The sequence below is a fragment of the Legionella qingyii genome (assembly GCF_003184185.1).
On the sequence record NZ_QHJG01000006.1, the window covers coordinates 87,463 to 112,217 of the forward strand.

The window sequence follows — 24,755 nt, forward strand, 5'->3', positions numbered from 1 at the left end:
ATTTTTCACAATTAATTATATATAAAAACAACATATTGTTAATATTTTGTTAAGGTTAAGGATTTAAAATTTGCTCATAGAGTGTTCAATTAGGTAGTGCTTATGGGCAAAGTTATTCTTATTCATGCTAATTGCTGCAATCCTACTGCTAAAGGTGATTTTGCTTTTGCAGCGAATATCGCAAAGGACCTTATTCACGAACTTCAAAATAGAAGTGTAAAAGATATTGATGTCGTTTTAGTGAGTACTCTTGATGGAATAGGTAAATTTACAAGCATGTATGGTGCTGCTGTTAACAGACGTATATCCGTAGAAGATTGCAGCGTTGGATTTTCTTCTTTGGAAGAGTTTGATGCAGTTGAAAATACAGTTGTAGCCTTTATTGATGCGAATCGATGTAAAATTCCGGCAGCAGACCTAGTCAAACGAGTTCTTTCTCCTGAGAGTAAAATATTATTTGTAGGGAATGTCAACCAGCCTCGCCTTGCAGATTCAAATTCACAAACTGGATATCGTATGCAAGCCAGGCTGGAACAACCAGGCCTTTACGAATCGTTTAATGACCGAGATATGATGGTTGGTAGTGCTGGTCTTGGTCAAGATCGATTAGGAGTACCCACTATTGCTAAAGCGGAAGATTTACCAGCGTTAACTAATAATGAGCAGGTTGTCCAGGCATCTCTTCCCAAAAAAAACTATGGATTTATGTATCTTGCAGCGGTAGCTCCTTCTAAAGATTACAAATTAATCGCGCAATACATTAAATTAAGTGGTCAAGACACATATGTTCTGGTTGGGGATTTCACGAGCAAAAAATATGATATTAAATACGCATATGAACATGATACAACTTTAGCCACTCCTAAGCCTTTACCACAAATTGAATACCATCAATCATTACCCTATAAAGTGATGCGTCAAGCAGTGGCTCACGCAGAAAGCCCATTGGTTTTATCAACTGGAGCTACAAGCACTCTGGAAGCCATGCGCGACAAAAAGCTGACTTATTATCAAGATATTTCGAACAACACGGAGTTTGTTGCAGATTATTTACTTGTGTTGAAGTCAATGGTTGCAAGTGATACTTCCCTGTTTGGAGCAATGCCCGATATGATTATTGAGTTATCTGGCTTGCTTTTTGCTAACAAACCCCTTAACCGTCAGGAGATGGAACGAACCCATGAGCTGTTGGAAATATCTCCTGTAAGTTCAAGATTGGCCGATATGAATCAGGCCATTATCGAGCAGGCGAGTGGAAAAATCGCGCCAAAACTTCTTGGTTTTTTAGGTAATTCACGGAAAACCCAAGATCCCATTCAACTGGCTACGGTTTGTGCCTCATTACGTAAATCAGGTGAAATGAGCAACCCAGTGTATGATCAAGCTTTAAGAAGAGCAGCTACATGGGGGCGATTATTTGAACTCAAGGTATTGATTAAATCGATGTCGCTCTCGGAAATGGACAAAGTAGATCCAGCTCATGAGCGTACGGCACTTCATTGGGCCGTTACAAGCAAGAATTATGATTGTGCCAAGGCATTGGTCAAAGCAGGGGTATCTTTAGATCGTCAAGACAAAGAGGGACAAACTCCATTACACAAAGCGGTAAAAAATGGCGATAGAAAGATGATTAAAATGCTTATGGAAGCTGGTGCGTCTGTAGATATTGCTGATAAACATAAAAGCAGTCCTCAAGACTGTGCTCCTGATAGTGGCACCTTATTATTTTTCAAGGATTGCCATGCTCATCTCTATCAACAGACTACTAATGTAGGGTCATTGTAAGTTTTTAACATCGATCTTTTCGATAAGAATGGGAGTACTTAAAAGCCAGTTTTAAGTACTCCCTATATCACGTTGTAATCTACCTTTTTCCCGGATTTATACCCTGGCGATTTTCAATAGGAACTAACTTCTTATCATTGGGTCAATTTGTTTTTATTCTGATCAAATGGTAATGTTTTTTAATCTGTTCAAATGGATTTTTTCTTAGGATAATGGGACCGCGATGTCAGTTTGGTAAAAATTTTTCCTCCGGATTGACATTAGAGTAGGTTATCGATCCTTAAAGACACGTTCCTTGAGGATGTTTTTTTCAGATAAGGAATAAAAAATGAAAAGAATTACTTTATTAATCATTGGATTGACTCTAACTGGTTTAGCAGTTGCGAAAAGTGGGCCCAAAGAGGAGGTACGCCATATTGTGACACTCAATGGCCTAACTCAAGGTGATGGACGATATATTCGAACTGATGTTACTGAGAATGGCCAATATAAATATGGCTATTATTTTTGCGGAACCCGCCATACTGTTGTATATGGTGATATGGTGTTTGCTGATGAGGTGGGTGAATCTTATCGTGTGGAACGAGCTATTAAATTTTCGATTTGTCAGGATGAAACCTTAACTGAGTGTCAAGAATTTGCATCGGATCAGTTCACTATTTTTAAGAATAAAGATGGATATTTAGAAACCGATAGTCGTCCAGTTTTACCTATAAGTGTTGCATCAGTAAAAGATGCGTTTAAAGCATGTCAACCTAATCCAGAAGAAGATAATCGGATGAAAAAAATAATTCATGCGGGGAGCAATTATCTGATTCGTAAAGGTTAATTGGATGTAATCTGGGTTATACACGGCCGCACTGCGACTATGTTGAGAATTTTTGCCATTCCCGAGAAGGCGAGAATCTATTCTTAAATTGGCGCTACGCCTTGCTAGAAATGGGTTCCGCCTTCGCGGGAACGACAGTTTTCCCTTAACTTAATGGTCATGAAGCGCAGCCATAACCCGGTTTTTTTACCGCCAGTCCCGAGTGTAAAGAGGGGCTCTACGTTGTGGCTCTTCACCCTGTCTACAAAAAAATCGATGAAGGCTCCAAATTTTTTCCTAAATCTAGAGCAAAAATAAACAGATTTCACTATAATGCTCCACTGCTTTTTATAGAATGAATATTATGTCCCAACCAAGAACTTCGATTTTGCTTATTGGCTTATTATCTGCCTTTTCATTACTCACATTTGATCTTTATCAACCTTCGTTGCCTTACATCACCAATTTGTTTGGTACAACGCATAGTTTAAGTCAATTAACCTTAAGTATTTATCTGTTTGTTTTTGGTGTGACTCAATTAGTTTGGGGGCCGTTAATTGATCATTTTGGACGACGTCGTTTGTTACCTGGCAGTTTAGTTCTTGCTGTTCTTGCCAGTTTAATTTGTGCTTTTGCGCCGAATATCTTTGTACTCATACTCGGTCGGGCATTACAGGGATTTGCTTTATGCTGTGCAAACCTGATTGCTTTTTCAATCTCGCGAGACTTTGATGATACAGTAGAGCGTGCCAAGGTTCTGTCGTATGTTTCGATGATTGTTTCAATATCGCCTATTCTTGCTCCTGTAGTGGGTTCTCTTATCTTTACTTATTACGGTTGGCAAGCTAATTTCATATTAATGGCGGTGATTGGGATAATACTCTTGCTACAGTCGCGTAAAGGATTATTTGAATCACCATTTTGGACGCAACCCCGGGAACCCTTGATTGTTAAAAAAGTAATTAAAGCCTATCAAGAGATCATTCCATCTCCTACCCTACGGAGTGGTTCTTTCATTATGATGTTTAGTTTTGCAGCCGTAATGCTTTCAGTGATTAATTCGTCCTATATTATTATTGACCAATTTGGTTTTTCACCGTTGGTGTACGGTATTATTTTTATTATTAATGGATTAAATATTATTGTTGGCAATTATTTAGGTATTTGGCTGCGTAAATATTTCAGCATGGCATCGACCATTTATCTTGGGAGTTGGTTTATTATAAGTGGTGGTTTTGCGATGTTAGTATGCGCAGTTTTTTACGAATTCAATTTGTATGCCCTATCTTTTGCTTTAATTTGTAATTTAGGCATTAGTTTAACTGCACCAGCGACTATGTCGATCATGCTTGCAGATTATAAAGAGAATACCGGTCTTGCATTGGCTGTAATTCATACCGTTCGGATGTTTGGTTCATCTGTTTTAACAATCTTAAGTGCCTATTTACTGATGCAAACGCTTAACGCGTTGCCTTTGGGGCTAATTGCTTGTGGTCTTGGTGCGCTTTATAGTTCCTGGCACTTTAACCGTATAACAGCAGAGTCTAATGACTCAGAATTGGGTGAGGTGGAAGCCGCCTAGTGCCTAGCTCAAGCTATTTACCAAAAGTAACGCTGTTTTTTGTATTCCTAAACTAGGTAAATAGCTTCCAAAATTCTTGTCATCAGGGATGAATGATTCCCTTCTATATGTAATTTTTAGAATTTCAGCAGACGCATGTGATATCATTTTGTTTTCACATGTAATTAGTGTAAGCAATGAAAATAAAAATTTTCTTTTATGGATTATTAATAAGTCTTCAGGCTTTTGCAGCTCCTCGCTTTGTACCTGCTGAACCATCTCCAGCTTCTCAATATCAGATCAATGGTCCTGCATTATGCGCAACCGCTAAAGAAACTCTGGCTTATTTAAATAAGGGTAACCGTTATGATCCCCATGTTATTCATGAGGGGAGCGTTTTTCCAGTACCTTTAGCGCGAGTCAAAGCAACTTTGATATTCATTTGCCAACACCAAAACGAATTGAACAATCCTGCATTTATAAAAAAACACTTTGATTTTGTTCGCTGGTATCCCGATCTGGAACAAGTTAAGCCCCTAAAGATGAAAAAACCGCTTCTTGCTCATTTACCTCAAGATAAAATTTTAATGACCAAATATTATGTACATCGTGCAAAGGCGTCAATGAAACGCAGTGCGGCTTATCCGTTTGCTCTTTATGGGCTTCCTCGAGATGAAGAATCACTCACACTCGAAGAAGCAGATGCAAAACCCGAACTGCTACGTTTCCACTATGGTAAGCAAGCCATATTAAAAGGTGCATTGGCGAATAAAAATGTTCCAGTCTTAGCTTATCTCAATCGAGATGACCTGGAGGCGGCATTAATGCAGGGTACGCTTATCGCAGATTTTGGCCCGAATCATCAGACAAAAATCTTTAATGTTCATCGTTGTAACAATATTGCATACGACAAAGCGAAAAACCCCTATCAACAAGAACGTTACTGGTATTTTAAACCGGTAGCAGGGATCAAAGGATATGGAAAAGATGCAGATCATAAAATTACGGTAAATACAGAAGTCACTTTTGCCGCAGATCTCGAGCATTTTGGTTTAGGAAAACTTTTGTTGGTACAATACCCAGATCGAACAGGAAAAATGGTGTCGCGCGCCGGTATTTTTGCTGATACAGGTGGTGCGTTCCAGAATAATTTGTATCAAGTTGATTTTCTAGCGGGGAGTTATTCAGGCAGAGAAGCATTTATCCAAGCGACTCGTTATTTGCCCGATTATGTGGCTGCCTATTTTATGGTATTAAAAAAATGAAAATGGTCCTATTCTGCATATTTTTTATGAGTTCTCTGGCGCATGCATTTTCTTGTTATGATTCACAGAAAATTCATCAGAAACCGATCCAGTTTGATAAACAACGGATTACTTTAACACGGCAGTATCAATTAGCTCATTATGGCATTGACTCAAAGTCAATTGACATTGAACCCAAAATGATCGTCTTGCATTGGACTTGTATTCCTACGCTCAAGGCAACTTTTCGTGTATTTGACCCACCTACATTTCCGCAAAATTCACCGCGGATTAAAGAATTGCCAGGTACTTTGAATGTCTCAAGCCATTTTTTAGTAGATCGCGATGGTAGTATTTACCAGCTCATGCCTGAACACTGGATGGCAAGGCATGTTATCGGGTTGAACCATTATGCAATTGGTATTGAAAATATAGGGGGAATAGATGGTAAGGATGATCTAACCGAAGCGCAAACAAAAGCAAATGCATTTTTAGTGTGTTATCTCAAAAAGAAATATCCTGAAATAAAATATGTTATTGGCCACAATCAATATTTGAATTTTAAAAACACTCCTCTTTGGCTTGAACGAGATCCGAATTATCAAACCGATAAAGAGGATCCTGGCCCCGATTTTCTTAATCGAGTCATGAAATTAGTTTATGGTAGTAAAAATATGCCACGCTGACATGGACTATCGACTTAGCAAAAGAATCAAAAACGTAACCTGGGATCAGCACCATAAAATCCGGGTTTAATGACATAAAATCAATTAATGAGAAAAAATTTATAGGTCACCGTTATGGTAAATCATCCTAACCCCCCTTGTTTTTTTATCTTTGGCTTTGGTTATACCGCCGAATTTCTAGCAAGAGAACTCGCTCAATTGAATTTTAAAGTGGTTGGTACGACGCGAGATAAGCATAAAATTCTAAACAGCACCCAAAAGGAGTACAAACTTATTGATTTTGATGGGGATGAAGTAGCATTCTACTTAAGTAAGACAACCCACATTTTAGTCAGCATACCCCCATCAGAACGAGGAGAGCCCGTCCTTTCCCGCTTTAGCGATTTAATCATACAAAGCAAAGCGCAGATTCAATGGTTGGGGTATCTTTCCTCTACGGGTGTCTATGGAGATCATCATGGTGCGTGGGTAACGGAAGAATCTGATTCTATAGCGGCTGGACCCCAAGCTAAATTAAGGTTGGTTGCTGAGAATAATTGGATGGATTTTGCTAGAACGCAGGGAATTCCACTGCATATTTTGAGATTGGCAGGAATTTATGGACCTCATCGAAATGCAATAGAACGGATCATCGGCGGAAAAAAAGTCAGTATTTATAAAGAGGGACAGGTTTTCTCAAGGATACATGTTGCGGATATTGCTGCAGTAATTCGAGCATCGATAAAGAATCCGCGTCCTTATTCGATTTACAATGTTGCTGATGATGAACCCACGCCGGCACATATTGTGGATGCTTTCGCTGCATCATTACTTAATCGAGCGCCTTTGCCGCTCCTATCCTATGAAACAGCAACCATGTCCCCAATGGAGCAACAATTTTATGCAAGTAATCGTCGAGTTTCTAATGCTAAAATTAAAGAAGAATTAAAGATAAACTTGCTTTATCCTTCTTATCGTGAAGGATTAACTCAACTTTTTAAAGATAGTTATAAGGGAAAAAATTCAGACCTGCGAACTTGGGATGAATAAAATTGCTACAATAAATAAGTAATGCTTATTTGAGTCTGATTCAATGCATGGAGCGATTATGTCTGATGAATTATTGGATGTACTGATAATTGGGGCTGGACCAGTAGGTTTATTTTGTGCAAATGAACTAACTCGTCAGGGTTTGAATTGTCGGATTATTGATAAAAAATCAACAACTAGTGATAAATCCAAGGCATTAGCTATTCATATTCGCACACTCGATCTTCTTAGAGATTGCGGTTTTATCGAAGGAATTCTTATTCAAGGACAAAAGGTACATGGAGTCTTGTTTAAATCCAAAGGGAATGAGTTAATCCATGCAACCTATGCAAATGTTGAAGCAGATTATCATTTTGTTATCGATCTTCCACAAAGTAAAACAGAACAGATTTTCAATCAAGGGTTAATTGATAGAGGATTGCACGTTGAATGGCAAACAGAGCTTACGGAAATAGAACAAAAGTCCAATCAGATTATGTCTACTCTAAAGCATGTTGATGGCCGTATCGAAAAAGTTCAGGCGAGCTGGGTTATTGCGTGCGATGGTTCACACAGTACTTTGAGAAAGCAAGTGAATGCTGAATTTATAGGCTCTTCTTACAAACAAACATGGTGGCTTGCTGATGTGCTGATTGATTGGGAATTACCTGAAGATAAATTTATTCTTTATGTAAGTGACAAAGGTCCCGCTGCGTGTTTTCCAATGGGTGAAAAACGATACCGTATCGTCATGACTGCACCAGAAAAAATTATGAGCCAGGAACCTACAATGGAAGATATAGTGCATACTTTTAAATTGCGATGCACGGATCAAGCCATACTTCATGATCCTGTGTGGATCAGCCAATTCGGTATCGATCATAAACAAATCCAAAAGTATCGTTATGGGCGGGTATTTTTTGCAGGTGATGCAGCTCATGTTCATAGTCCTATGGGGGGACAAGGTTTAAACACTGGGCTACAAGATATCTATAATTTGGCTTGGAAACTGGCACTCGTACACAAAGGATTGGCGCATGACACGTTACTCGATAGTTACCACAGTGAACGTCATCCCATTGCAGCAGGAGTATTAAAAAAAACGGGAGTAATGACTCATTTAATCATGATGACCAATCCATTGCTGATTGCTTTACGCAATTTTATCTTTCGTACAGCCATGTCGTTTGATGTCATGAAAAATTTGATCCTTAACGATCTGGCTGAGTTGACAGTGAATTATGCTAAGAGTCCTATAGTAAATGTTCTGGGTCAAAAGACACAGTTCAAAGTAGGTGAGTTTCTTATTGATTTTCCTCTGATTGATGCCCAAAGTAAGGAGAAAAAGGAGTTACACCAAATAACCCAGGGAACACGACATCATTTATTTTTGTTTACTGGACTTGCCCCTAATAAATCATCTCTCTTATTTGAAATAGCAGTCGCAATGGAGCAGCGATTTAAAGGTTTAATCAAAACGCACATTGTATGCTCCAATCCTGAAATGACATTACCTGCTGAAGATATGTCGCTATTAATTGATGAAAATCAAAAAATGCATCAGTACTTTAAAATCAAACAAGCCACTGCGGTACTGATTCGTCCTGATAAATATATTGGCTTAACCCAGCTGCCAGTAAATAAGGAGGCGTTATTGGGGTATATGGATCATTCTTATTTGCACGTAGGCGGTGGGGATGAATTGTAAACACGCCCTAGTCCTATCGAAGATATTTTATTAAGGTTATTATCTCGGTCGTGAATGTGATTACTTTTAAAGAAAAAATAATGAACAGATTGTGCTTAATGAGCATAATGGGTTGTAATCAACCTAAAAATAGAATAAAAATTGACATGATGCTTTGTATAATTTATTGCATAGGCTGTGACAATCAGTCAAAAGTGCAGTACAAAAGAATTTAACTCCCTTATCAAGGTCACAGACCCTCATAGAACTATGGACTGTTACATGCTGATAGGGAAATGTCTAAACATACATTGAACATATGAGTTGAAATATGCCGTATGAAACATATTTACTGATATGTACGCTAAAAATATTGAATAAAAATAATCAGAAATGGATTAAATACTTTATGAAAATAAAATTACTGGCGCAATGCGTCAATATTTTAAGGAAAAAAAGTACCTTACTATGTTGGCTTTTGGGTTTTGTGTTTTCAGTGAATGGCTTTGCTACTCCAAGTGATGCAGAGCTGATTAAAAAATTACGAGCTATCGAAAAAAACTCGAATACCGTAATGGGGCTTACTGCCATTTATATAGAGAAAAATAAGATCATTGAACATAATAGCTCAGAGCGTTTTTTCATGGCGAGCACCATCAAATTACCCATTGCGATGGCTTTTTTACATCGGGTTGATGAGAAGAAAGATTCATTAGATCGTGTGATTAAAATGGATTCACGTAATTCGGTTCCGGGTTCTGGAGCATTGCATTATTTATTTGAAAAGAAAAAACTGAACATTTCCTTGAAACAAATATTGATGTATACCCTCAAAAATAGTGATAACAGTGCAAGTGATGCATTATTGCAGGCAGCTAGTGGACCTAAATATGTAGCAAAACGAATGAGCGCATTAGGATTCAAGAATACTTATATCAATCGATCGATTATGGAAATGTTTTTGGATACAAATCACGTCGATCATTCATTTTTAAAAAATCGTCAACCGGTCTATTCCTGGCAAAAAATATCGAATCGTGTGCCTCTTAAAGAAAAGCAACAAGCATGGCAACGTTTTCAAAAAGATATACGTGACACCACAACACCGGATGACATGGCAAAATTACTCGTAAAATTATATAAAAAGCAAGCACTCTCAGAATCGAGTACCGATCTTCTAATGAAAATTATGGAGCAATGCCGCACGGGCCGCAGTAGAATAAAAGGGTTACTGCCACCCAATGTGAAGGTAGCTCATAAAACAGGAACTTGGTCAATTTATGAACGGGATTATTTAAGATATCCCGGATCTAAAAAACTGTATCGTTTTGTCAGTGATGTTGGGATTATTACTTTGCCCAAAAATAAAGGACATATTGCAATTGCCGTGTATGTCAAATCAAAATCAGCCAGTGATTACCCACGCAGCCGGGCGATTGCCCTTGCAAGTCGTGCTATTTATGATCATTTTATGAAGTCATAATCTTAATCACTTCAATGCCGTCATCCCTTGTTCCGCTCGGGATGACGGACGCCTGATGCGTTGCACCCAAGCCACAAACTGCTCAAAAAAATATTAGAAAAGCTTCCTTATTTCGTATACTCTGTCACAAAAATAAACTTTGATGGCAAGGAGGTTAGGATGCGCCGTTGTTTGACTTTGGTATTAAATGGACTCATTTTTTTGCTCATGAGTTTTGGTTTATATGCGCAGTTACCCTGTAATTATCAGGATTTATCTGCTGCAGAAAAGCAAAATTTACTATGGAATGAAATCATCTTAAGTAATGCAGAAGACTCATTACCTCCATTAACGGGCAGTAGCTTTAATGAAGTACTCGAAAAATTAAAAGGTCTGTTTAACTTAAAGCCTACATTTGATTATGCCAGTGATGAGCTGCCTGAAGGGCGAGTAAAAATTATTCATGCGAATGGTTCGGTAGGGAAAATCGCTTTGATTCCTGCAGAGGGCCATCCATTCACCGGCATTTATCAATCCGGTGGAATTGGGGTTGCGCGCCTTTCTCTGGCAACTCCGCCCGCTGATGATAATTACATTCCTGGAATGGCAATTAAAATTTTAATCTCCAAGCATTCTTCTCTTAATTTGCATGTAATGAATTTGCTTGAAGGACAAAAAGAGAATTGGAATTATTTTGCAAAAGATTTTTCCAATCAAATCCCGCATCCTACCAGTTGGACTTTGACTGCCATTGAGAAAATTTTTGAATTTACTCGTGACCCGGCGAATAATCTGCCTCTATGGCATTTAGCGGCTTGGACAAGTGAAGGTAAATATAATGGCATTCCAGTTTTTCCTGAGCGACTTTATTTCAGACCAACTGGCTTAGTCAAAGATTTGATTCCTGAAACCTCCAGGGAAGATTTCAGAGTCTCTTTATTACAAGTACCTATGGGACCAATCTATGAAGTATATGGCGAATATCAAGGTACAGAGTACCATATAGGAACATTAATGTTAGAAAGCCCTTTATTGGCATCAAATTATGGTGATAAGACATTATTTTTTCAACACCAACGATAATTTGGTATAGGTCTTGATCTGTATCGACCACAGATCAAGACTTATCCCCTTTAAATAAATACGGTTTTTCATCCTTCACACCTTATTTTGATTTAACAAAAATCATTATCAGTTAATGATCAAACCATTTCTAGAAAGAATGACTTCCAAAGACGAAGCGCAGCGGCCAACAGCCCAGGAATGCAAAGATTTTTTTTTGCAAATTGAACAAAAAATGAAGTTGGATATTGAGCAACCAGAAAATAAAACTCGTTTGGAGTTAAGTAAAAAAATAATTAATCTGGAAGTTTATGCAAATGACTTACAAACAGAAATCAATAAGGAAAGCTCGTTCAGCTCCAAACTGTCTGCAACAGGTTTAATTGCAGATAAACATAAAAAATATGAGGAGACACTGAAAACAATTGCCCTCTTAACTCAAATGTTATCTGCCCCTAAAATTGATGCAAAAGCGCTACAGAGGCAGCAGGACGCATTGTATGAAACAAATAAAAGTGCAAGCGGATTCTTTAATTTTAAAGATCGTTTTCAGCAGATTATTGAAGATATAATGGATGTGACAAAAGAAGAAGGCGATGAGCATATAAGCAATAAAGGCAAACAGATTTGATAGTTGACTCTTAATTCAAAAAGAAAATAACCTTACCTTCTTGTCCTCCTTCCTCATTAAAAGAAAAATAATGATTTCAATCAACGAAATCAAATCAAGACGATTCTCAGCGAGTAATCGGGAACAAGGTAATTATCTTGAAAATTGGGCTTGTCATGAGTGTAATAGGCTTGTTTCGTCAAGCCCACACAAGGGATATAAATCCCTATACATCAGGACTTACGCCCCCCCCCAATCTCTTCGTTAAAAAATGTTTCTAATTCGGTCATTTAGTATATCTTAACCCCCTCATTAAAAACATTTTTTGCCTCGACCTTGGTTTTTTTCGTAAGTACTGTACATGTCATTTTAGAACGAGCATACCTAAATTTAAAAATGAAAGGCAGCCTATCACGCCAAAGGTTAAAGTCATTCCACGGACACGAAATTTAAAATGATGCTTTTCCTGAAGAAACGCATATGCATGGAAAAATCGCCCCAAGACAAAGAAAAAAACCAGGATGGATAGGAGTATCCAATTTGCTTTATTTATTTCTGCACAAAGAAGCAATATTAACGTAAGCGGCACATACTCGCCAAAATTGCCATGCGCTCTTATTGCTTTTTCCAAATCATTACATTCTTTACTGCCAATAGAAATTTTATGTTTTCGACGCAGGGTCACAACATAGATTGAGAGATAAACATAGGCTAGAGCCAACAATGAAGCACTTATGGTTGTTACCGGATACATTTTATTCCTCCAATAAAAATGAAAATAACACGTTCTATAAATCCGTTGTTGCAGAATTTAGGTTTATTATAAAATCATCAAAACACTGCTGAACTTGTTCAAAAGCAAGTAACCATGGCAAATGGCCGACTTTAGTAATTATTTTATTGATATTGTTTTTTCCTTGGAAGCTTTGGTTTTCAACGAATATTTTGGGCGGACAAATAAAGTCATTTTCGCTGGCAATCGTCATTGTTGGTATTGATTCTGGAACCCATTTGCAGGAATAATCCGGATAAAAATGTTCAATAGCATGATAATAAGCCGCATTATTAAAGGCAAAAAGAGCAATGAGTTTCTCTCCTTCCTTCAATTCATCGGCTGTAAAGCAATAATATTTATAAGTCTTCCAAAATTCTTTATAGGTATCATTTGAGGGAGTCAAATGATATTGACTGGCAGCTGGAACCAAATCGGGTAACTGATGCAGCTGTTGCATGGTACTTACATGCTGGAAAAAACTGTTTTTGGTCGTGGTATTCATTAATACCAATCCTGTCAGATGGTGTTTTAGCTCGGGTACGTTTAACGCCAACATTCCTGAAAAACTATGGGTGACCAATACCGGTTTGGGAAAGGATTTTAATAAATCAATTAAACCGCCTTGCCAATATTGAATATCCAGTTCACCTTGAGTATTGGTGCCATCTTTGGGGAAGTCTAAAAGAAAAATAGACCCAGGCAAATGCAATTTGTTACATAAATCAGTGAGGTATTCCGATCCCAAGCCTGGACCTCCAGGTAAGAAGAGCCAGGAATAGCCCAAACCGTTCGTCAATTGCTTTATCCTATACCCGAATTTAGTGTAGTTCATGTATTGCATTACCTCTATTTATCAAGGTGTTATCATAACATATAGATTAGTTGAATTAATGTTGCATTAGCATTTATAGTGAGTTTAAGGAGTTCCATCAACTCGACAGAAGTACGGAGCCATCCATTAAAACAGGGAGTGTATTGTGAAAAAAACATCTCATATCGTTTTTTTATTTCTTTTTTTAATTTCGGCTCATGTACATGCAACTTATCTTAGATACAGTGGTAAATGTCAGTTTACTCTTACTCGCGACAGGTATGCCTATTGCTTGGAGAAAGAAATGGTTTTTTATGACAATAAATTTAGCCAGCTCTATAGTCATTTAACTCCCCATGAATCCCTCGCCGCATCAGAAGCACTGGCAACACAGGTTGTAGAACCCGATTGTGATGCTATAGCAAAGAAAATTGGTGCCGGTTTGGAATATCATATTGCGTTTCGAACCTGCATGATTTACATCACCAAAGAAAAAATTGCCTGCATTAAGAGATTTATCCCCTGCCAAATGTGTTGGGGGAGAAAGTGGGTTAACTCACTAAAAAAACCTTATTTATTCTTAGAGAACGTTTCGATTAATGTATCTGACCCTACTTGATTGATGAGCAAAAGGAAAAGCAATGAGAAAAATTGTGGCCCGGGTTTGGCTACGCTTCACCCAGGCAATTTACCCGCTACTTAATTTGCAGGTGCAGGTTTGGAAGAAGAGGCTGTACTTTCGGCACAAGTATCAGCAACACCATCAATTTCTGCATAATATTGTTTGTCCGTCATATCATTGGATTTTTTGAGCAAATCTACTAATTTGGGTTTAGCACAATCACAAAAAGTATTTATTAATTTTTTATCGTCATCAGTTTGTTTGGGGATGACCAGTGCCCATCGGTTCTGACAATAATCCGCTATATCACTATCTTTTGCTTTATCTAAGCCAACATCCTCTTCTATAGAGTCCATCGCATCATGAAGCAATGTTCTTGATATACAAAGCTGAGCTGCTTTTTGAATGGCGGCTTCATTATCTAATGCTTGTTTTGCTGCACAACCACAATATTTTTCACCAAAATTCTTAAAATCTACTTTGTCTTTTACTTCATCTGCTTTTTTCATCCAGGCATTTGTACAACGAGATTGAAAGTCTTCTGCAGTGTCAGCATAAGTTGATAAGGAACACAGCATTGCAAAAACGGAAATACCGATTCCTTTTAAAAAGAAACGATTCATAGTGAGACACTCCTTGTGATTGTAAATGGTATTATTTCCCTATTGAGAATAGCCAATGTCTTGTAGGTAATCTATATAATTTTTATAAATTTAGTTTTTTATCTTTTTTAGATAGAATTATTTTTTTAAATAAAAAGACAATAAGCATGATGCAAACGGAAGATAAACACTGGTCTCGAGTAGAGTACCTACACGAAAACGTAAAAAATCCCAATATTCACATAAAAGGTTCGCACAGTTACTACAGTGATGCCTGGACAGGTAGTTTTGAAGAAACGGTGGTGAGGTACCTCTATGGGGATGAATTCAGTTTAAGAAGTTGGCAGCCCCAATGGAATATTGATCAGCTCTACATAGGTGATTATGTTTGCATAGCCGCTGAGGTGATTATTATGTTGGGAGGAAATCATAATCACCGAGCCGATTGGTTTTGTCTGTATCCATTTGCAGACAATTATGTCCAGGCATACCAAGGCAGGGGTAATACAATTATTAAAGATGGAGTTTGGCTTGGTATGCGCTCGATGATTATGCCGGGTATTACTATTGGGGAAGGCGCAATTATTGCTGCCAATAGCGTGGTGACAAAAGATGTTGAACCGTACAGCGTTGTTGCGGGTAGTCCGGCTAAACTGGTAAAAAAACGATTTTCAGACGATGTGATTCAACGTCTTCTCAATCTAGATATCTACTCGTGGCCTGAAGAAAAATTTAATCACTTAAAACAGTATATTTGTAGCAATGATATAGCCACTCTGGAAGACCAAAGTCGCGGGTACGATGCGTTAGCCCAGAGGTAAGTGATAATTCGCTTGGAGAAAATAGGCACATTAAACTTGGGCTGGAGTATTCCAGCCCGTATTTAAGCTAATTATTCGAATTACAGATTGCTCTTATTGGATAAGCGCCTAAATTGTTAACCTGTGCTTGAGTGCCAGCTTCTGCCAAGACCGGAATTTGTTGCAGGTTGCTTAGCGTTGAGACTAAAAAATCTCCTTGTTTAAATGTAGTTCCATTGAATGTGCCTTTTCCATGAATTATCTGAATGGAAATTTGGCTTTTTGCGCTTGAAACGGCATGTACCTCACAGAGCATAAAGATTTTTTGATTATTGGTATTCGTTAAAATAGTTGATTGATGAGGGGCAAGATTGATTTCAATTGGGGAAGCAAAAACAGAGGCGCTCACTAAAAACAGGATGTTACATAAAACTTTATTCATAAATCGGTGCATAATCGTCCTTATTACTTACAGGACTTACGAAAAACCCCAATCTCTTTGTTAAAAAATGTTTTTACTTCGGTCATTTAGTCTATCTAAACTCCCTCATTAAAAACATTTTTTGCCCCGACCTTGAGATTTTTCGTAAGTCCTGACTTAATCGAAAATAAAGCTCTTGCCTAAATGGAATTGTTCCATTCATTGCTGCGGTATCTACAAATTGTGCTAGAGCTTTAATTAGTATCCAGAATATATCGTAATTTTGAATATGGGGAAATTAAAAACTTAAATGCTCTTTCCTCGAGTGTTTTTTGAAAAGTTGGTGGTTCAGACTCGATATTTTTGATGCATTCTGCTATCGATTCTGGCTCGGTCTTGTATGAATCAATTTTAAACCTGCAATTGCAGATTTTGTTTCCGTTGCAGCGCATCCAAAAAATCTCTAACAGTATGAACTTCCTTACTAACGAGTTCATCGGCTTTACCCGCTTTAATAAATGCCCTTAATTCTTTACCTAAATTACCGTTTCTTAAAACTGAACAATGATTGGGTTTATTGTACATCGGTCGAGCTTACTAGTCGATTTGAATTTTTATCGAGGAGCGTGAATTAATAAATCAAGAAGATTGAAAAGTTGAATATCTCATGTAAGAATTCGGTGTGAAAATTTTGGACTTAAATTGATAAAGGATGATCAAATGCTAAAAAAACTTCTTATCATTACTTCTTTTTTCTTATTATCCTGCTCAGCCTATAGTATGCCTGAAGAAGAAAAAGCCTATCTTGCCAATCAATGTCATGACGTGTCTCAAACAATCGAAGCGTTAAGCGTTGATCAAACAAACTCTTGTTCATCCATAATCCACGAATCTGCGAAGCTAGTTGATCGCAGTGGGCAGTTCATATTAAAAGAATATTGGTTTAACGCAAGAACGGATTTGCATCGCTCCTATAGATTGTTAACGGATACAACTAAAATGAATTGTAAATCAGCTACAGAACTTTCTAATGCACAAAGAGATATCGATGACATCTTAGAACAATTATATGGGCTAGAATGAGATCTTATTGAAAAGGGTATCTGTATATTATTTAATGTTTTTGATGGCTCGATTTTTAGCAAAGGAAAAGCAAATGAAAATTATTGTAGTCGGTGGAACTGGCATAATAGGAGAAGCAGTTTGTAAAGAGCTGGCACAGCGTCACACAGTAGTCATCGTAGGACATACACATGGCGATTTTCAAGTGGACATTAGAGATACCCATTCAATCGAGACGCTCTACCAATCAGTAGGCTCGTTCGATGCAGTTGTTTCGGTAACCGGGGAAGTGTACTTTGAAACATTAACGAATTTTACTGAAGAACAATATGCTGTCGGCCTGAATAGTAAATTGATGGGACAAATCAGACTGGTATTAGTTGGTCTTAAATACATCAATAAGAGCGGTTCATTTACTTTAACAAGCGGTATTTTAAGTCATGATCCAATTTTGATGGGCACATCTGGCTCTATGGTCAATGGTGCAATCAATTCTTTTGTTAAAAGTGCCGCGATTGAAATGCCACATCATCTTCGTATTAACGCAGTAAGTCCCACGGTCATCACGGAATCAATGAGTCGATATGCACCTTTTTTTCCTGGTTTTGAATCAGTGCCAGCAAGTCGCGTTGCGCTGGCTTTTTGCAAAAGTGTCGAAGGTGCGCAAACAGGGAGGGTTTATTCTGTAAAATAAAATTCAAGAACGTACCACATGATTGCTTTTGTGGGCCGAGAGGCTTAATTGATTGAGGAATAATTTTAAAATGCTGCTTAGAACATTTGGTTTCTTTTTATTTTCATATCTATTTACTGTAAAAATTTGGGCAGCTGTTCCTGCTGATTTTATGTTTCATGACAAGCCTATCGACGCTTTGTGTTTCTTTAATATGGAAGGAACTGTAATTGATCTGAATCAATGCGGGCTAGCAAAAGAAAAATATGTGATGAAAGGACAAAATTCCAAGCTCATTGCAAACGGTTATATAGGTTATGATTGGCAAGATCCCGAATTTTCAGACTCATCACAAGGCTACAGCTATTATAAATTCTTTAATGCTGGAGAGAGAACATATTGGCTTTACACTGTTAATAGTGGTGGCGGCACAGGACACTTTACTGCCATCCATCGAGTAAAGAGAAAAAATGCAGATATTTTGGATCTTGAAACTTTGGCTGGCGGCGATCGTTGTAATGGAGGCTTGCAAGACGTGTCAGAAGTCAATAATCACTTAATCTTTAGTCAAAATCTTACCGCCTATGATCTGGTTGCATTATCTAAAGGGGCTGATCCTAGTGTTAAAGCATATGATGATTTGGCCGCATGTGCCATTTGCTGTGTTGCTAAAGCATATTATAACGTGGACTCAAATGCACAGCTGAAATTGGATTATATTGATTTAGGGACTATTGCTGATACCAAAGAAATGCCTGATCAGGGGGCGCTCCAGTCATGCTTTAACCAATTATTCATTTCTTATGTCGCTGCAGGTAACACCAAGTTGAAACAAAATATGTTGGATGAATTTGCAGCAAAATTTAATCAAACTTGTAAAAAATCTGATTAAAAGCAAGAGAAAAAGTTTTTTAGGAAGATAGGATCTCTAATGAATTAGTTGAGCACTTTGCCCTTGGGATCCTTAACAATTTCCTTGCCATTAGGATTAATTTGTACTGATGAACCGTCTGCATTGGTAATAATCTTGGTTCCATCTGGTTTATAGACTACGGAGGAATGATCCACATTAGTGATAATTTTGGTGCCATCAGGATTTTTTTGTACCATAGACCCATCAGTATTAGTAATAATTTTGGTACCATCTTTTTTCTCTACCACGGAAGAATGGTCTGCATTGGTAATAATTTTGGTGCCGTCAGCCTTAATTTCTACTGAAGAACCGTCAGGATTTTTTATTACCTTAGCTTGATCTGCGAACGATGTTGCACTCAAGAGACCTAAAAACAAAAAAATTACCATCACTTTGAAAAGAAACCTGATTAATTCTGGAAAGTCCAAACGATGAGTGTTCATATGCTATCCATTTCTTGACTTAAAGTACTATTAAGTATAGCCATAAAACTCTGTTGGAGTATTTTGGGGACATGATGGTTTCAATTTAATCTAAACGGGGTGGTACATTAAAAGCGTATGACTTTTCAGCACTCTCTTTAATTCTTAATTTGAGCTATGCTTAGTTCAAATAGGTCAGTGCGCAATATTGAGGTCTAGAGTCATCCAGGGGGAATACCAAGAATGAGTTATTTTAATGCAAAGGACCCGGTATGTGAAACTCAAGGATGTCCGCAGCAAATTAGTGTAGCGTTGCTCCCGCGAGCGGTTGATCTGGGTGGATTTAAAGTGGATCGCATAATTCCCTCTAAGGAGAAAAAGACAGTAGGTCCCTTTGTCTTTTGGGATCAAGCAGGCCCCGAAGAACTGCTTCCGGGCAAGGGAATTGATATACTTCCACATCCACATATTGGTTTATCAACCATGACTTATCTATTTTCTGGGAAACTGGAACATCGGGATACACTTGGCAGTCATCGAATTATTATTCCTGGTGAAGTGAACATAATGACTGCTGGACGAGGGATTGCTCATTCAGAGCGTACACCACAAGAAGCTCGTTTTTATCCACATCATTTTTTTGGAATTCAATGCTGGCTAGCATTGGCTCTTCACAAAGAAGAAACCAATCCTTCATTTACGCATTATGATAAAAGTGCCATTCCTACATATAATGATGATAAAAATATGAGTTTGCGGGTTGTTACTGGGGAATGGATGGGATTGAAATCATCAGTTATCACTCCCAATGACGCACTTTTTGTGGAATGCAAACTAAAACCTGCTACTCAATTTAGCATTCCATCCACAGTAGAAGAGCGAGCAATTCATCTTTTAAGTGGCACGATAACTGTAGAAAATACTCAATTATAACGCTACAAGAATGCTTATCCTTAAAACAGGAGTTGAAGTCAAAATAACCGCTACCTCTGATGTACATATGATTATCCTGGGTGGCGCGACACTTGAACAACGGCGATATCTTTGGTGGAATTTTGTAGCCAGTTCTAAAGAACGAATTGAGCAAGCAAAATTGGATTGGAAAGAAGGAAGATTTGGGAAAATACCTGGCGATGATAGAGAATCGATACCTTTGCCAGAATAAACAGTTTTTTGCAGTTCCAGTTATAGATACTTCATTAAAAAGGACCTTGAAAAATGAAAAAATCAGATCAGGAAACTCAATATCTCAAAGAAGGAATCATTAAAACCAAATTGACAGGTTATAATTTGCTGAATAATTCCAGATTAAATAAGGGGACTGCATTTACAGAAAAGGAACGGGATGACTTTTCTCTTCACGGTTTATTACCACCCCAAGTGAGTACTTTGCAAGAGCAGCAAAAACGTCGCTACGATGGATTGACTGAGTTGTCCACTTCATTAGAAAAATACAGTTTCCTACGCGGTCTCCAAGATAATAATGAAACACTTTTTTACTCGTTGATTATTAATAATATCGAGGAAATGCTGCCTATTGTTTATACTCCTGTGGTAGGAGAGGGATGTCAAAAGTTCAGCGAAATATTTCGCAAACCTCGAGGTCTTTTTCTTAGCTATCCAAACAAGAATTTGATTGAAAAAATTTTATCTCATCCACGTTATGATTTAATTAAGTGCATTGTTGTGAGTGATGGTGAGCGTATTCTGGGTCTTGGTGATCAAGGCGCCGGAGGTATGGGAATACCCATTGGTAAAATGGCACTTTATACGGCGTTGGCTGGCATTCCACCACAATATTGTTTGCCTATTTTACTGGACGTAGGAACGGACAATGAAGAACGATTGGCGGATCCTCTTTATGTTGGATGGCGACACAATCGTGTTCGTGGCGCAGAGTATGATGAATTTGTGGATACATTTGTATCTGCAGTGAAACGTCGTTGGCCGCATGTTCTTCTACAATGGGAAGATTTTGCTGGCGTGAATGCGGCACGATTATTGGCGCGTTATCGAGATCAATTATGTACGTTTAATGATGACATTCAGGGAACTGCAGCGATGGCAACAGGGACCTTACTTTCTGCTATTAATGTCACTGGAATTCCGCTGATAGAGCAAAAAATCGTTTTTGTTGGTTTTGGTGGCACGGGGCATGGAATTGCTCAATTAATACGTGGCGCCCTTAGAGATGCTGGATTAAGTGATCAGGAAGCCGGTGATCGCATCTATGCAGTGGATAGATATGGACTTCTTGTTGAGGGGGGGATGGGATTGACTGCAGATCAGGCCGCTTTTGCGCGCAAACGCTCTGAAGTGACTGGATGGCAGGTGACCAATTCTGAGGAAATCGGATTACTCGATGTGGTTCGCAATGTTAAACCCACGGCCCTTATTGGCGTTTCAGCACAACACGGTGCATTTACTGAAGAAGTAGTGCGTACTATGGCGAAGTATACAGATCGCCCTGTTATTTTCCCACTTTCCAATCCAACCTCTCATAGCGAGGCAGTGCCACAAGATCTGCTTAATTGGACGGAAGGTCGTGCTTTAATTGGGACAGGAAGTCCTTTTGAGCCAGTGAAGTACAATGGGAAAGAATTTCATATTGACCAAACAAATAATTCATACATTTTTCCCGGTTTAGCTTTAGGTATTATCTCCTCTAAGGCAAAACGAGTTTCCGATGGCATGATTAAGGCTGCCGCACTAGCTCTTGCCGAATGCTCTCCAGCGCGGGAACATAAATCAACTAATTTATTACCTCCGTTGGCAAATCTCCGCTCAATTAGTCTTGCTGTAGCAAAGGCGGTAGGGAGGCAGGCGATATTGGAAGGTCTTGCTGGAGTTAATGAAGCAGGATTTGAGGAGGAGCTTGCTGACAATGTATGGGAGCCAGTTTATAAACCCTACCAGCTTGCCGATTAAATAGTCCCTCCATGATGGTTTGGGTTAACCTAAATCATCATTGAATCACTTTCGCATGCGCTAAATTAAAAATTTCTATAAAAATCATTGTGTTAAATATTAATTCATATTTTTGCACTTATATGATAAAAATACTGTGGTATTATTTTCAAAATTGAAGAAATAGTTTCCTTGTTTGATACAAAATAGAGCAGGCTCCACTCAAGTTCATAGGGGATACATCATGATGAATTCCAAGTTGTCTTTGGATTTAAAAAGGAAATATTTTGAGGATCTATTTTCAAACAATCTCACCTATGAAATCTCCCATACGTACTTAATGGAATTATTGGATGTAGGCAAATTAAATGTATGGCAATGGGATTTGAGTACAAATGAAATAATTGATTTTGGTTATTCTGAGTCGTTATCCGTTTTAAAATTAGACAACAAAGTAGGCCATATTGATCATTTCATAAAACGGCTTCATCCGGAGGATCGCGAAAAAATAGCCAATGCATTAATTAATTCTTTAACCCATTTTGAGGATCATTACTCAGATTTTCGCATTCTATCTTCTAAAGGACATTATGAATGGGTATCGGCTCGTGGTCGTTATATTCGTGATGCAGAGAATAATCCAGTTAAAATGATTGGTACCTGGCATTTTATTACCGAACAAAAACAAAATCAGGAGTTGATTAAGCTGCAACAAACAACGCTTGATCGTATATCAAGATGTTATTTTTCAGGAGAAGCTGCCTCTTCATTATCTCATGAAATTTCTCAACCCTTATTAGCCCTGAACTCCTATCTTCTTGGTAGTATTTTGCGTTTACAGCAAGAGGATAAAGGCTCAAATGAGTTCATTGACGTACTCCAAAAAGCATTAGAACAAGTTGAACTAATAAGTACTCTTGTTAAGCGAATGAAACGGTTTGTTACCCATGGAGAATTACACTTTGAGCGAGTTAATTTGGCTTCATTGGCAAAACAGTCTGTTATCTTGTCAAAATTTTATTCGAGTTTTTCCGGAGTAGTTCAATATGAGTTTGATGAGCATTTGACCGAAGTTTATTTGGATCGCAATCAAATGCGACAGGTATTCTTAAACCTTATTAATAATGCCTTTGAAGCAATGTTCGATGCCCAAACCAAGAATCCTTCATTACTGATTAAGATAGCAAATCTTGATACGGACGTACTGGTTTCTATTATTGATAATGGACCTGGTGTGTCACAAGGTGTACTCGATAATCTATTTACTTCATGTTATAGCACCAAGGAGTATGGCTTGGGTCTTGGGTTAAGCATTTGTAAAAAAATTATAGAAGCTCATGGCGGGAGCATTAAGATAGAACAAAATATTGCTGGCAAGGGAACCGTAAGTTCTTTTAGATTGCCTAATCATATTTGGGAGTCACACCATGAATAAGACAATTTATATTGTTGACGATGATGAACATGTATTGCGTGCTTTGAAATGGCTTTTTGACTCAATGAGTTTTGAAGTAAATGTTTACTTAGATGCAACAAGTTTTTTAGAACAATATGATCCCAAACATATGGGATGTTTGATTACCGATGTGCGCATGCCTGATATGGATGGTCTAGAGCTCCTCGAAAAATTAAAAAGACAAAATAGCTTACTCAAAGTCATTATTATTACTGCTTATGGTGATATCCCCATGGCTGTAAGAGCAATAAAAGCAGGAGCAATTGATTTCATAACCAAGCCTATAAATGAGCAAGATTTGTTGAAATTAATTAAAAGATGCCTTGAGCACTATCCAAATCATGTCACCCGTGCAATGGATCAATATGAACTTTTAACAGAGAGCGAGTTGCGGGCTCTTGATCATATTTGGAATAAAAATTAATCCTATGCTTCTTTGTGGGGATATCAATAGCCCCTAGTATCCAAGCAACTCTCTGATTTTATTGATGTAATTTTTTAACGGAGTTTGCATTATAAAATCCTTAAGTGGCGTTTCAATTTCAAAATAGAGAATATTGGCTAAAAATCCATAGCAACAAGCATCCAGTGTATGTACTTTATTTCCAAATATATAATCTTTATCTCCTAAAATATTAAGTATCGCTCGCAGATCATCAATTCCCGATTGATAAATATCCTTAGTGGAATATCTACCAATCCCCTGGTAATGATATTTTTCAATATTATATTTTCTTACTTGTTCAAGAGAGGCATCTGATAATTCGGAAAGTTGTTTTAAGAATTCAGCTTTGAATAAAGGCCAACATTGTTCATCTTGCCAACGCGAATAGGACATAACCCAATATAAATGATTATCCAACATACGAGTAATTAAAAAATGGATGTTTTTTTGTTCCTCTGTTAAATCTTGATCTAAATTCACATATTTTTGTGAAAGGTATTGCAGAATATTATTACTATCTGTAATGGTTTGCTCGTCGTCAATTAGATAGGGTAGTTGTCCTCGTGGGGCATTTTGAGTGTTAATAATATGTTCATGCTGGTAATTGATTTGCGTTAATCTAAGAAAAGTTTCCACTTTTAGGCCAAAAGGATTGTTATCAGGTAGACCAAAGAGCTCTGGGTACGAATATAAAATTATCATTGAAAATCTCCTTAACTTAAGAAAGTAATTCAGGAACTTTGATTAATTTTTTGGGCATGATTATTCCTTTATCGTAGCGGTGTCACATTCCTCTTAACTATCCGAATCCATCGGTAGGAAAAGGTCCAAGTTTTTATATGTTCTCACAAACAGCTCAAATCAGCGAATAAAAATAATGACTCCTTATTTCCTTTGGTGAACGCATAAATGTGTTTAAATTGCGCTTTTTTA

General features: G+C 37.8%; 27 protein-coding genes. 20 read left to right on the forward strand and 7 right to left on the reverse strand.

Features of this window, described 5'->3' with window-relative positions; translation table 11 throughout:
* The first annotated feature begins 102 nt into the window (after positions 1 to 102).
* From ankY to DGG96_RS04970, 10 genes are all read left to right on the forward strand, one after another.
* Positions 103 to 1,785 carry a Dot/Icm T4SS effector AnkY/LegA9 gene (gene ankY, locus DGG96_RS04925; protein WP_110141845.1) on the forward strand — a complete coding sequence of 561 codons (1,683 nt, stop codon included), beginning with the start codon at positions 103 to 105 and terminating at the stop codon, positions 1,783 to 1,785.
* 328 nt (positions 1,786 to 2,113) lie between these two features.
* Positions 2,114 to 2,614 carry a hypothetical protein gene (locus DGG96_RS04930; RefSeq protein WP_110141846.1) on the forward strand — a complete coding sequence of 167 codons (501 nt, stop codon included), beginning with the start codon at positions 2,114 to 2,116 and terminating at the stop codon, positions 2,612 to 2,614.
* Between the two features lie 343 nt (positions 2,615 to 2,957).
* The gene (locus DGG96_RS04935; protein WP_110141847.1) at positions 2,958 to 4,175 is read left to right on the forward strand and encodes a multidrug effflux MFS transporter; all 1,218 of its coding nucleotides are present in this window, start codon (positions 2,958 to 2,960) and stop codon (positions 4,173 to 4,175) included.
* Positions 4,176 to 4,351: 176 nt separating this feature from the next.
* Complete coding sequence (locus DGG96_RS04940) at positions 4,352 to 5,419, forward strand: hypothetical protein (protein WP_110141848.1); 1,068 nt, start codon at positions 4,352 to 4,354, stop codon at positions 5,417 to 5,419.
* Entirely contained in the window at positions 5,416 to 6,084 is a 669-nt protein-coding gene (locus tag DGG96_RS04945; RefSeq protein ID WP_110141849.1) for a peptidoglycan recognition protein family protein, read from the forward strand. Before DGG96_RS04940 ends, DGG96_RS04945 begins: the two co-directional genes overlap by 4 nt.
* Before the next feature lie 114 nt (positions 6,085 to 6,198).
* Complete coding sequence (locus DGG96_RS04950) at positions 6,199 to 7,113, forward strand: SDR family oxidoreductase (RefSeq protein WP_110141850.1); 915 nt, start codon at positions 6,199 to 6,201, stop codon at positions 7,111 to 7,113.
* A gap of 58 nt (positions 7,114 to 7,171) precedes the next feature.
* Positions 7,172 to 8,800, forward strand: a complete 1,629-nt coding sequence (locus DGG96_RS04955) for an FAD-dependent monooxygenase (RefSeq protein WP_110141851.1) — start codon at positions 7,172 to 7,174, stop codon at positions 8,798 to 8,800.
* Positions 8,801 to 9,188: 388 nt separating this feature from the next.
* Entirely contained in the window at positions 9,189 to 10,262 is a 1,074-nt protein-coding gene (gene bla / locus DGG96_RS04960) for a class A beta-lactamase (RefSeq protein ID WP_110141921.1), read from the forward strand.
* 159 nt (positions 10,263 to 10,421) lie between these two features.
* The gene (locus DGG96_RS04965) at positions 10,422 to 11,324 is read left to right on the forward strand and encodes a hypothetical protein (RefSeq protein WP_110141852.1); all 903 of its coding nucleotides are present in this window, start codon (positions 10,422 to 10,424) and stop codon (positions 11,322 to 11,324) included.
* Positions 11,325 to 11,463: 139 nt separating this feature from the next.
* Positions 11,464 to 11,934, forward strand: coding sequence for a hypothetical protein (locus DGG96_RS04970; protein WP_110141853.1), 471 nt, complete (start codon positions 11,464 to 11,466; stop codon positions 11,932 to 11,934).
* 343 nt (positions 11,935 to 12,277) lie between these two features.
* Here DGG96_RS04970 and DGG96_RS04975 read toward each other — a convergent pair whose 3' ends face one another.
* Both DGG96_RS04975 and DGG96_RS04980 read right to left on the reverse strand, forming a co-directional pair.
* Positions 12,278 to 12,667: an MAPEG family protein gene (locus DGG96_RS04975; RefSeq protein ID WP_110141854.1), complete on the reverse strand. Its 390-nt coding sequence runs from the start codon at positions 12,665 to 12,667 to the stop codon at positions 12,278 to 12,280.
* Positions 12,668 to 12,701: 34 nt separating this feature from the next.
* Positions 12,702 to 13,529, reverse strand: coding sequence for an alpha/beta fold hydrolase (locus DGG96_RS04980; RefSeq protein ID WP_165831580.1), 828 nt, complete (start codon positions 13,527 to 13,529; stop codon positions 12,702 to 12,704).
* 136 nt (positions 13,530 to 13,665) lie between these two features.
* Here DGG96_RS04980 and DGG96_RS04985 point away from each other — a divergent pair, with 136 nt between their 5' ends.
* Entirely contained in the window at positions 13,666 to 14,118 is a 453-nt protein-coding gene (locus DGG96_RS04985; protein WP_233590513.1) for a lysozyme inhibitor LprI family protein, read from the forward strand.
* A gap of 80 nt (positions 14,119 to 14,198) precedes the next feature.
* On the opposite strand, the gene DGG96_RS04990 is transcribed toward DGG96_RS04985, so the two are convergent.
* Entirely contained in the window at positions 14,199 to 14,744 is a 546-nt protein-coding gene (locus tag DGG96_RS04990) for a hypothetical protein (protein WP_110141857.1), read from the reverse strand.
* A gap of 281 nt (positions 14,745 to 15,025) precedes the next feature.
* Here DGG96_RS04990 and DGG96_RS04995 point away from each other — a divergent pair, with 281 nt between their 5' ends.
* The gene (locus DGG96_RS04995; protein ID WP_240610434.1) at positions 15,026 to 15,544 is read left to right on the forward strand and encodes a CatB-related O-acetyltransferase; all 519 of its coding nucleotides are present in this window, start codon (positions 15,026 to 15,028) and stop codon (positions 15,542 to 15,544) included.
* Positions 15,545 to 15,611: 67 nt separating this feature from the next.
* Here DGG96_RS04995 and DGG96_RS05000 read toward each other — a convergent pair whose 3' ends face one another.
* Positions 15,612 to 15,977 carry a hypothetical protein gene (locus DGG96_RS05000; RefSeq protein WP_110141859.1) on the reverse strand — a complete coding sequence of 122 codons (366 nt, stop codon included), beginning with the start codon at positions 15,975 to 15,977 and terminating at the stop codon, positions 15,612 to 15,614.
* 378 nt (positions 15,978 to 16,355) lie between these two features.
* The gene (locus DGG96_RS20755) at positions 16,356 to 16,529 is read right to left on the reverse strand and encodes a hypothetical protein (RefSeq protein WP_158618867.1); all 174 of its coding nucleotides are present in this window, start codon (positions 16,527 to 16,529) and stop codon (positions 16,356 to 16,358) included.
* Positions 16,530 to 16,664: 135 nt separating this feature from the next.
* Here DGG96_RS20755 and DGG96_RS05005 point away from each other — a divergent pair, with 135 nt between their 5' ends.
* The 3 genes from DGG96_RS05005 to DGG96_RS05015 all read left to right on the forward strand — a co-directional run bounded on the left by DGG96_RS05005 (position 16,665) and on the right by DGG96_RS05015 (position 18,571).
* Positions 16,665 to 17,027, forward strand: coding sequence for a hypothetical protein (locus DGG96_RS05005; protein WP_110141860.1), 363 nt, complete (start codon positions 16,665 to 16,667; stop codon positions 17,025 to 17,027).
* A 73-nt stretch (positions 17,028 to 17,100) separates the two neighbouring features.
* Positions 17,101 to 17,700 carry a short chain dehydrogenase gene (locus DGG96_RS05010; protein WP_110141922.1) on the forward strand — a complete coding sequence of 200 codons (600 nt, stop codon included), beginning with the start codon at positions 17,101 to 17,103 and terminating at the stop codon, positions 17,698 to 17,700.
* Positions 17,701 to 17,770: 70 nt separating this feature from the next.
* Positions 17,771 to 18,571: a hypothetical protein gene (locus DGG96_RS05015; protein WP_110141861.1), complete on the forward strand. Its 801-nt coding sequence runs from the start codon at positions 17,771 to 17,773 to the stop codon at positions 18,569 to 18,571.
* A 44-nt stretch (positions 18,572 to 18,615) separates the two neighbouring features.
* Here the strand turns inward: DGG96_RS05015 and DGG96_RS05020 are convergent, their stop codons facing one another.
* Positions 18,616 to 19,035 carry a hypothetical protein gene (locus DGG96_RS05020; RefSeq protein WP_110141862.1) on the reverse strand — a complete coding sequence of 140 codons (420 nt, stop codon included), beginning with the start codon at positions 19,033 to 19,035 and terminating at the stop codon, positions 18,616 to 18,618.
* A gap of 222 nt (positions 19,036 to 19,257) precedes the next feature.
* On the opposite strand from DGG96_RS05020, the gene DGG96_RS05025 reads away from it, so the two are divergent.
* The 5 genes from DGG96_RS05025 to DGG96_RS05040 all read left to right on the forward strand — a co-directional run bounded on the left by DGG96_RS05025 (position 19,258) and on the right by DGG96_RS05040 (position 23,801).
* A complete protein-coding gene (locus tag DGG96_RS05025) occupies positions 19,258 to 19,947 on the forward strand; it encodes a pirin family protein (protein ID WP_240610436.1) in 690 nt (229 codons plus the stop codon).
* Between the two features lie 10 nt (positions 19,948 to 19,957).
* On the forward strand, positions 19,958 to 20,179 hold the full coding sequence (locus DGG96_RS21155; RefSeq protein WP_240610437.1) for a pirin-like C-terminal cupin domain-containing protein: 222 nt from the start codon (positions 19,958 to 19,960) through the stop codon (positions 20,177 to 20,179).
* Between the two features lie 53 nt (positions 20,180 to 20,232).
* Entirely contained in the window at positions 20,233 to 21,942 is a 1,710-nt protein-coding gene (locus DGG96_RS05030; protein WP_110141863.1) for an NAD-dependent malic enzyme, read from the forward strand.
* Between the two features lie 223 nt (positions 21,943 to 22,165).
* Positions 22,166 to 23,356, forward strand: coding sequence for a sensor histidine kinase (locus tag DGG96_RS05035; RefSeq protein WP_110141864.1), 1,191 nt, complete (start codon positions 22,166 to 22,168; stop codon positions 23,354 to 23,356).
* Positions 23,349 to 23,801, forward strand: a complete 453-nt coding sequence (locus tag DGG96_RS05040) for a response regulator transcription factor (protein ID WP_110141865.1) — start codon at positions 23,349 to 23,351, stop codon at positions 23,799 to 23,801. Before DGG96_RS05035 ends, DGG96_RS05040 begins: the two co-directional genes overlap by 8 nt.
* A gap of 33 nt (positions 23,802 to 23,834) precedes the next feature.
* Here the strand turns inward: DGG96_RS05040 and DGG96_RS05045 are convergent, their stop codons facing one another.
* Positions 23,835 to 24,524, reverse strand: coding sequence for a glutathione S-transferase family protein (locus tag DGG96_RS05045; protein ID WP_110141866.1), 690 nt, complete (start codon positions 24,522 to 24,524; stop codon positions 23,835 to 23,837).
* Between the last annotated feature and the right edge of the window lie 231 nt (positions 24,525 to 24,755).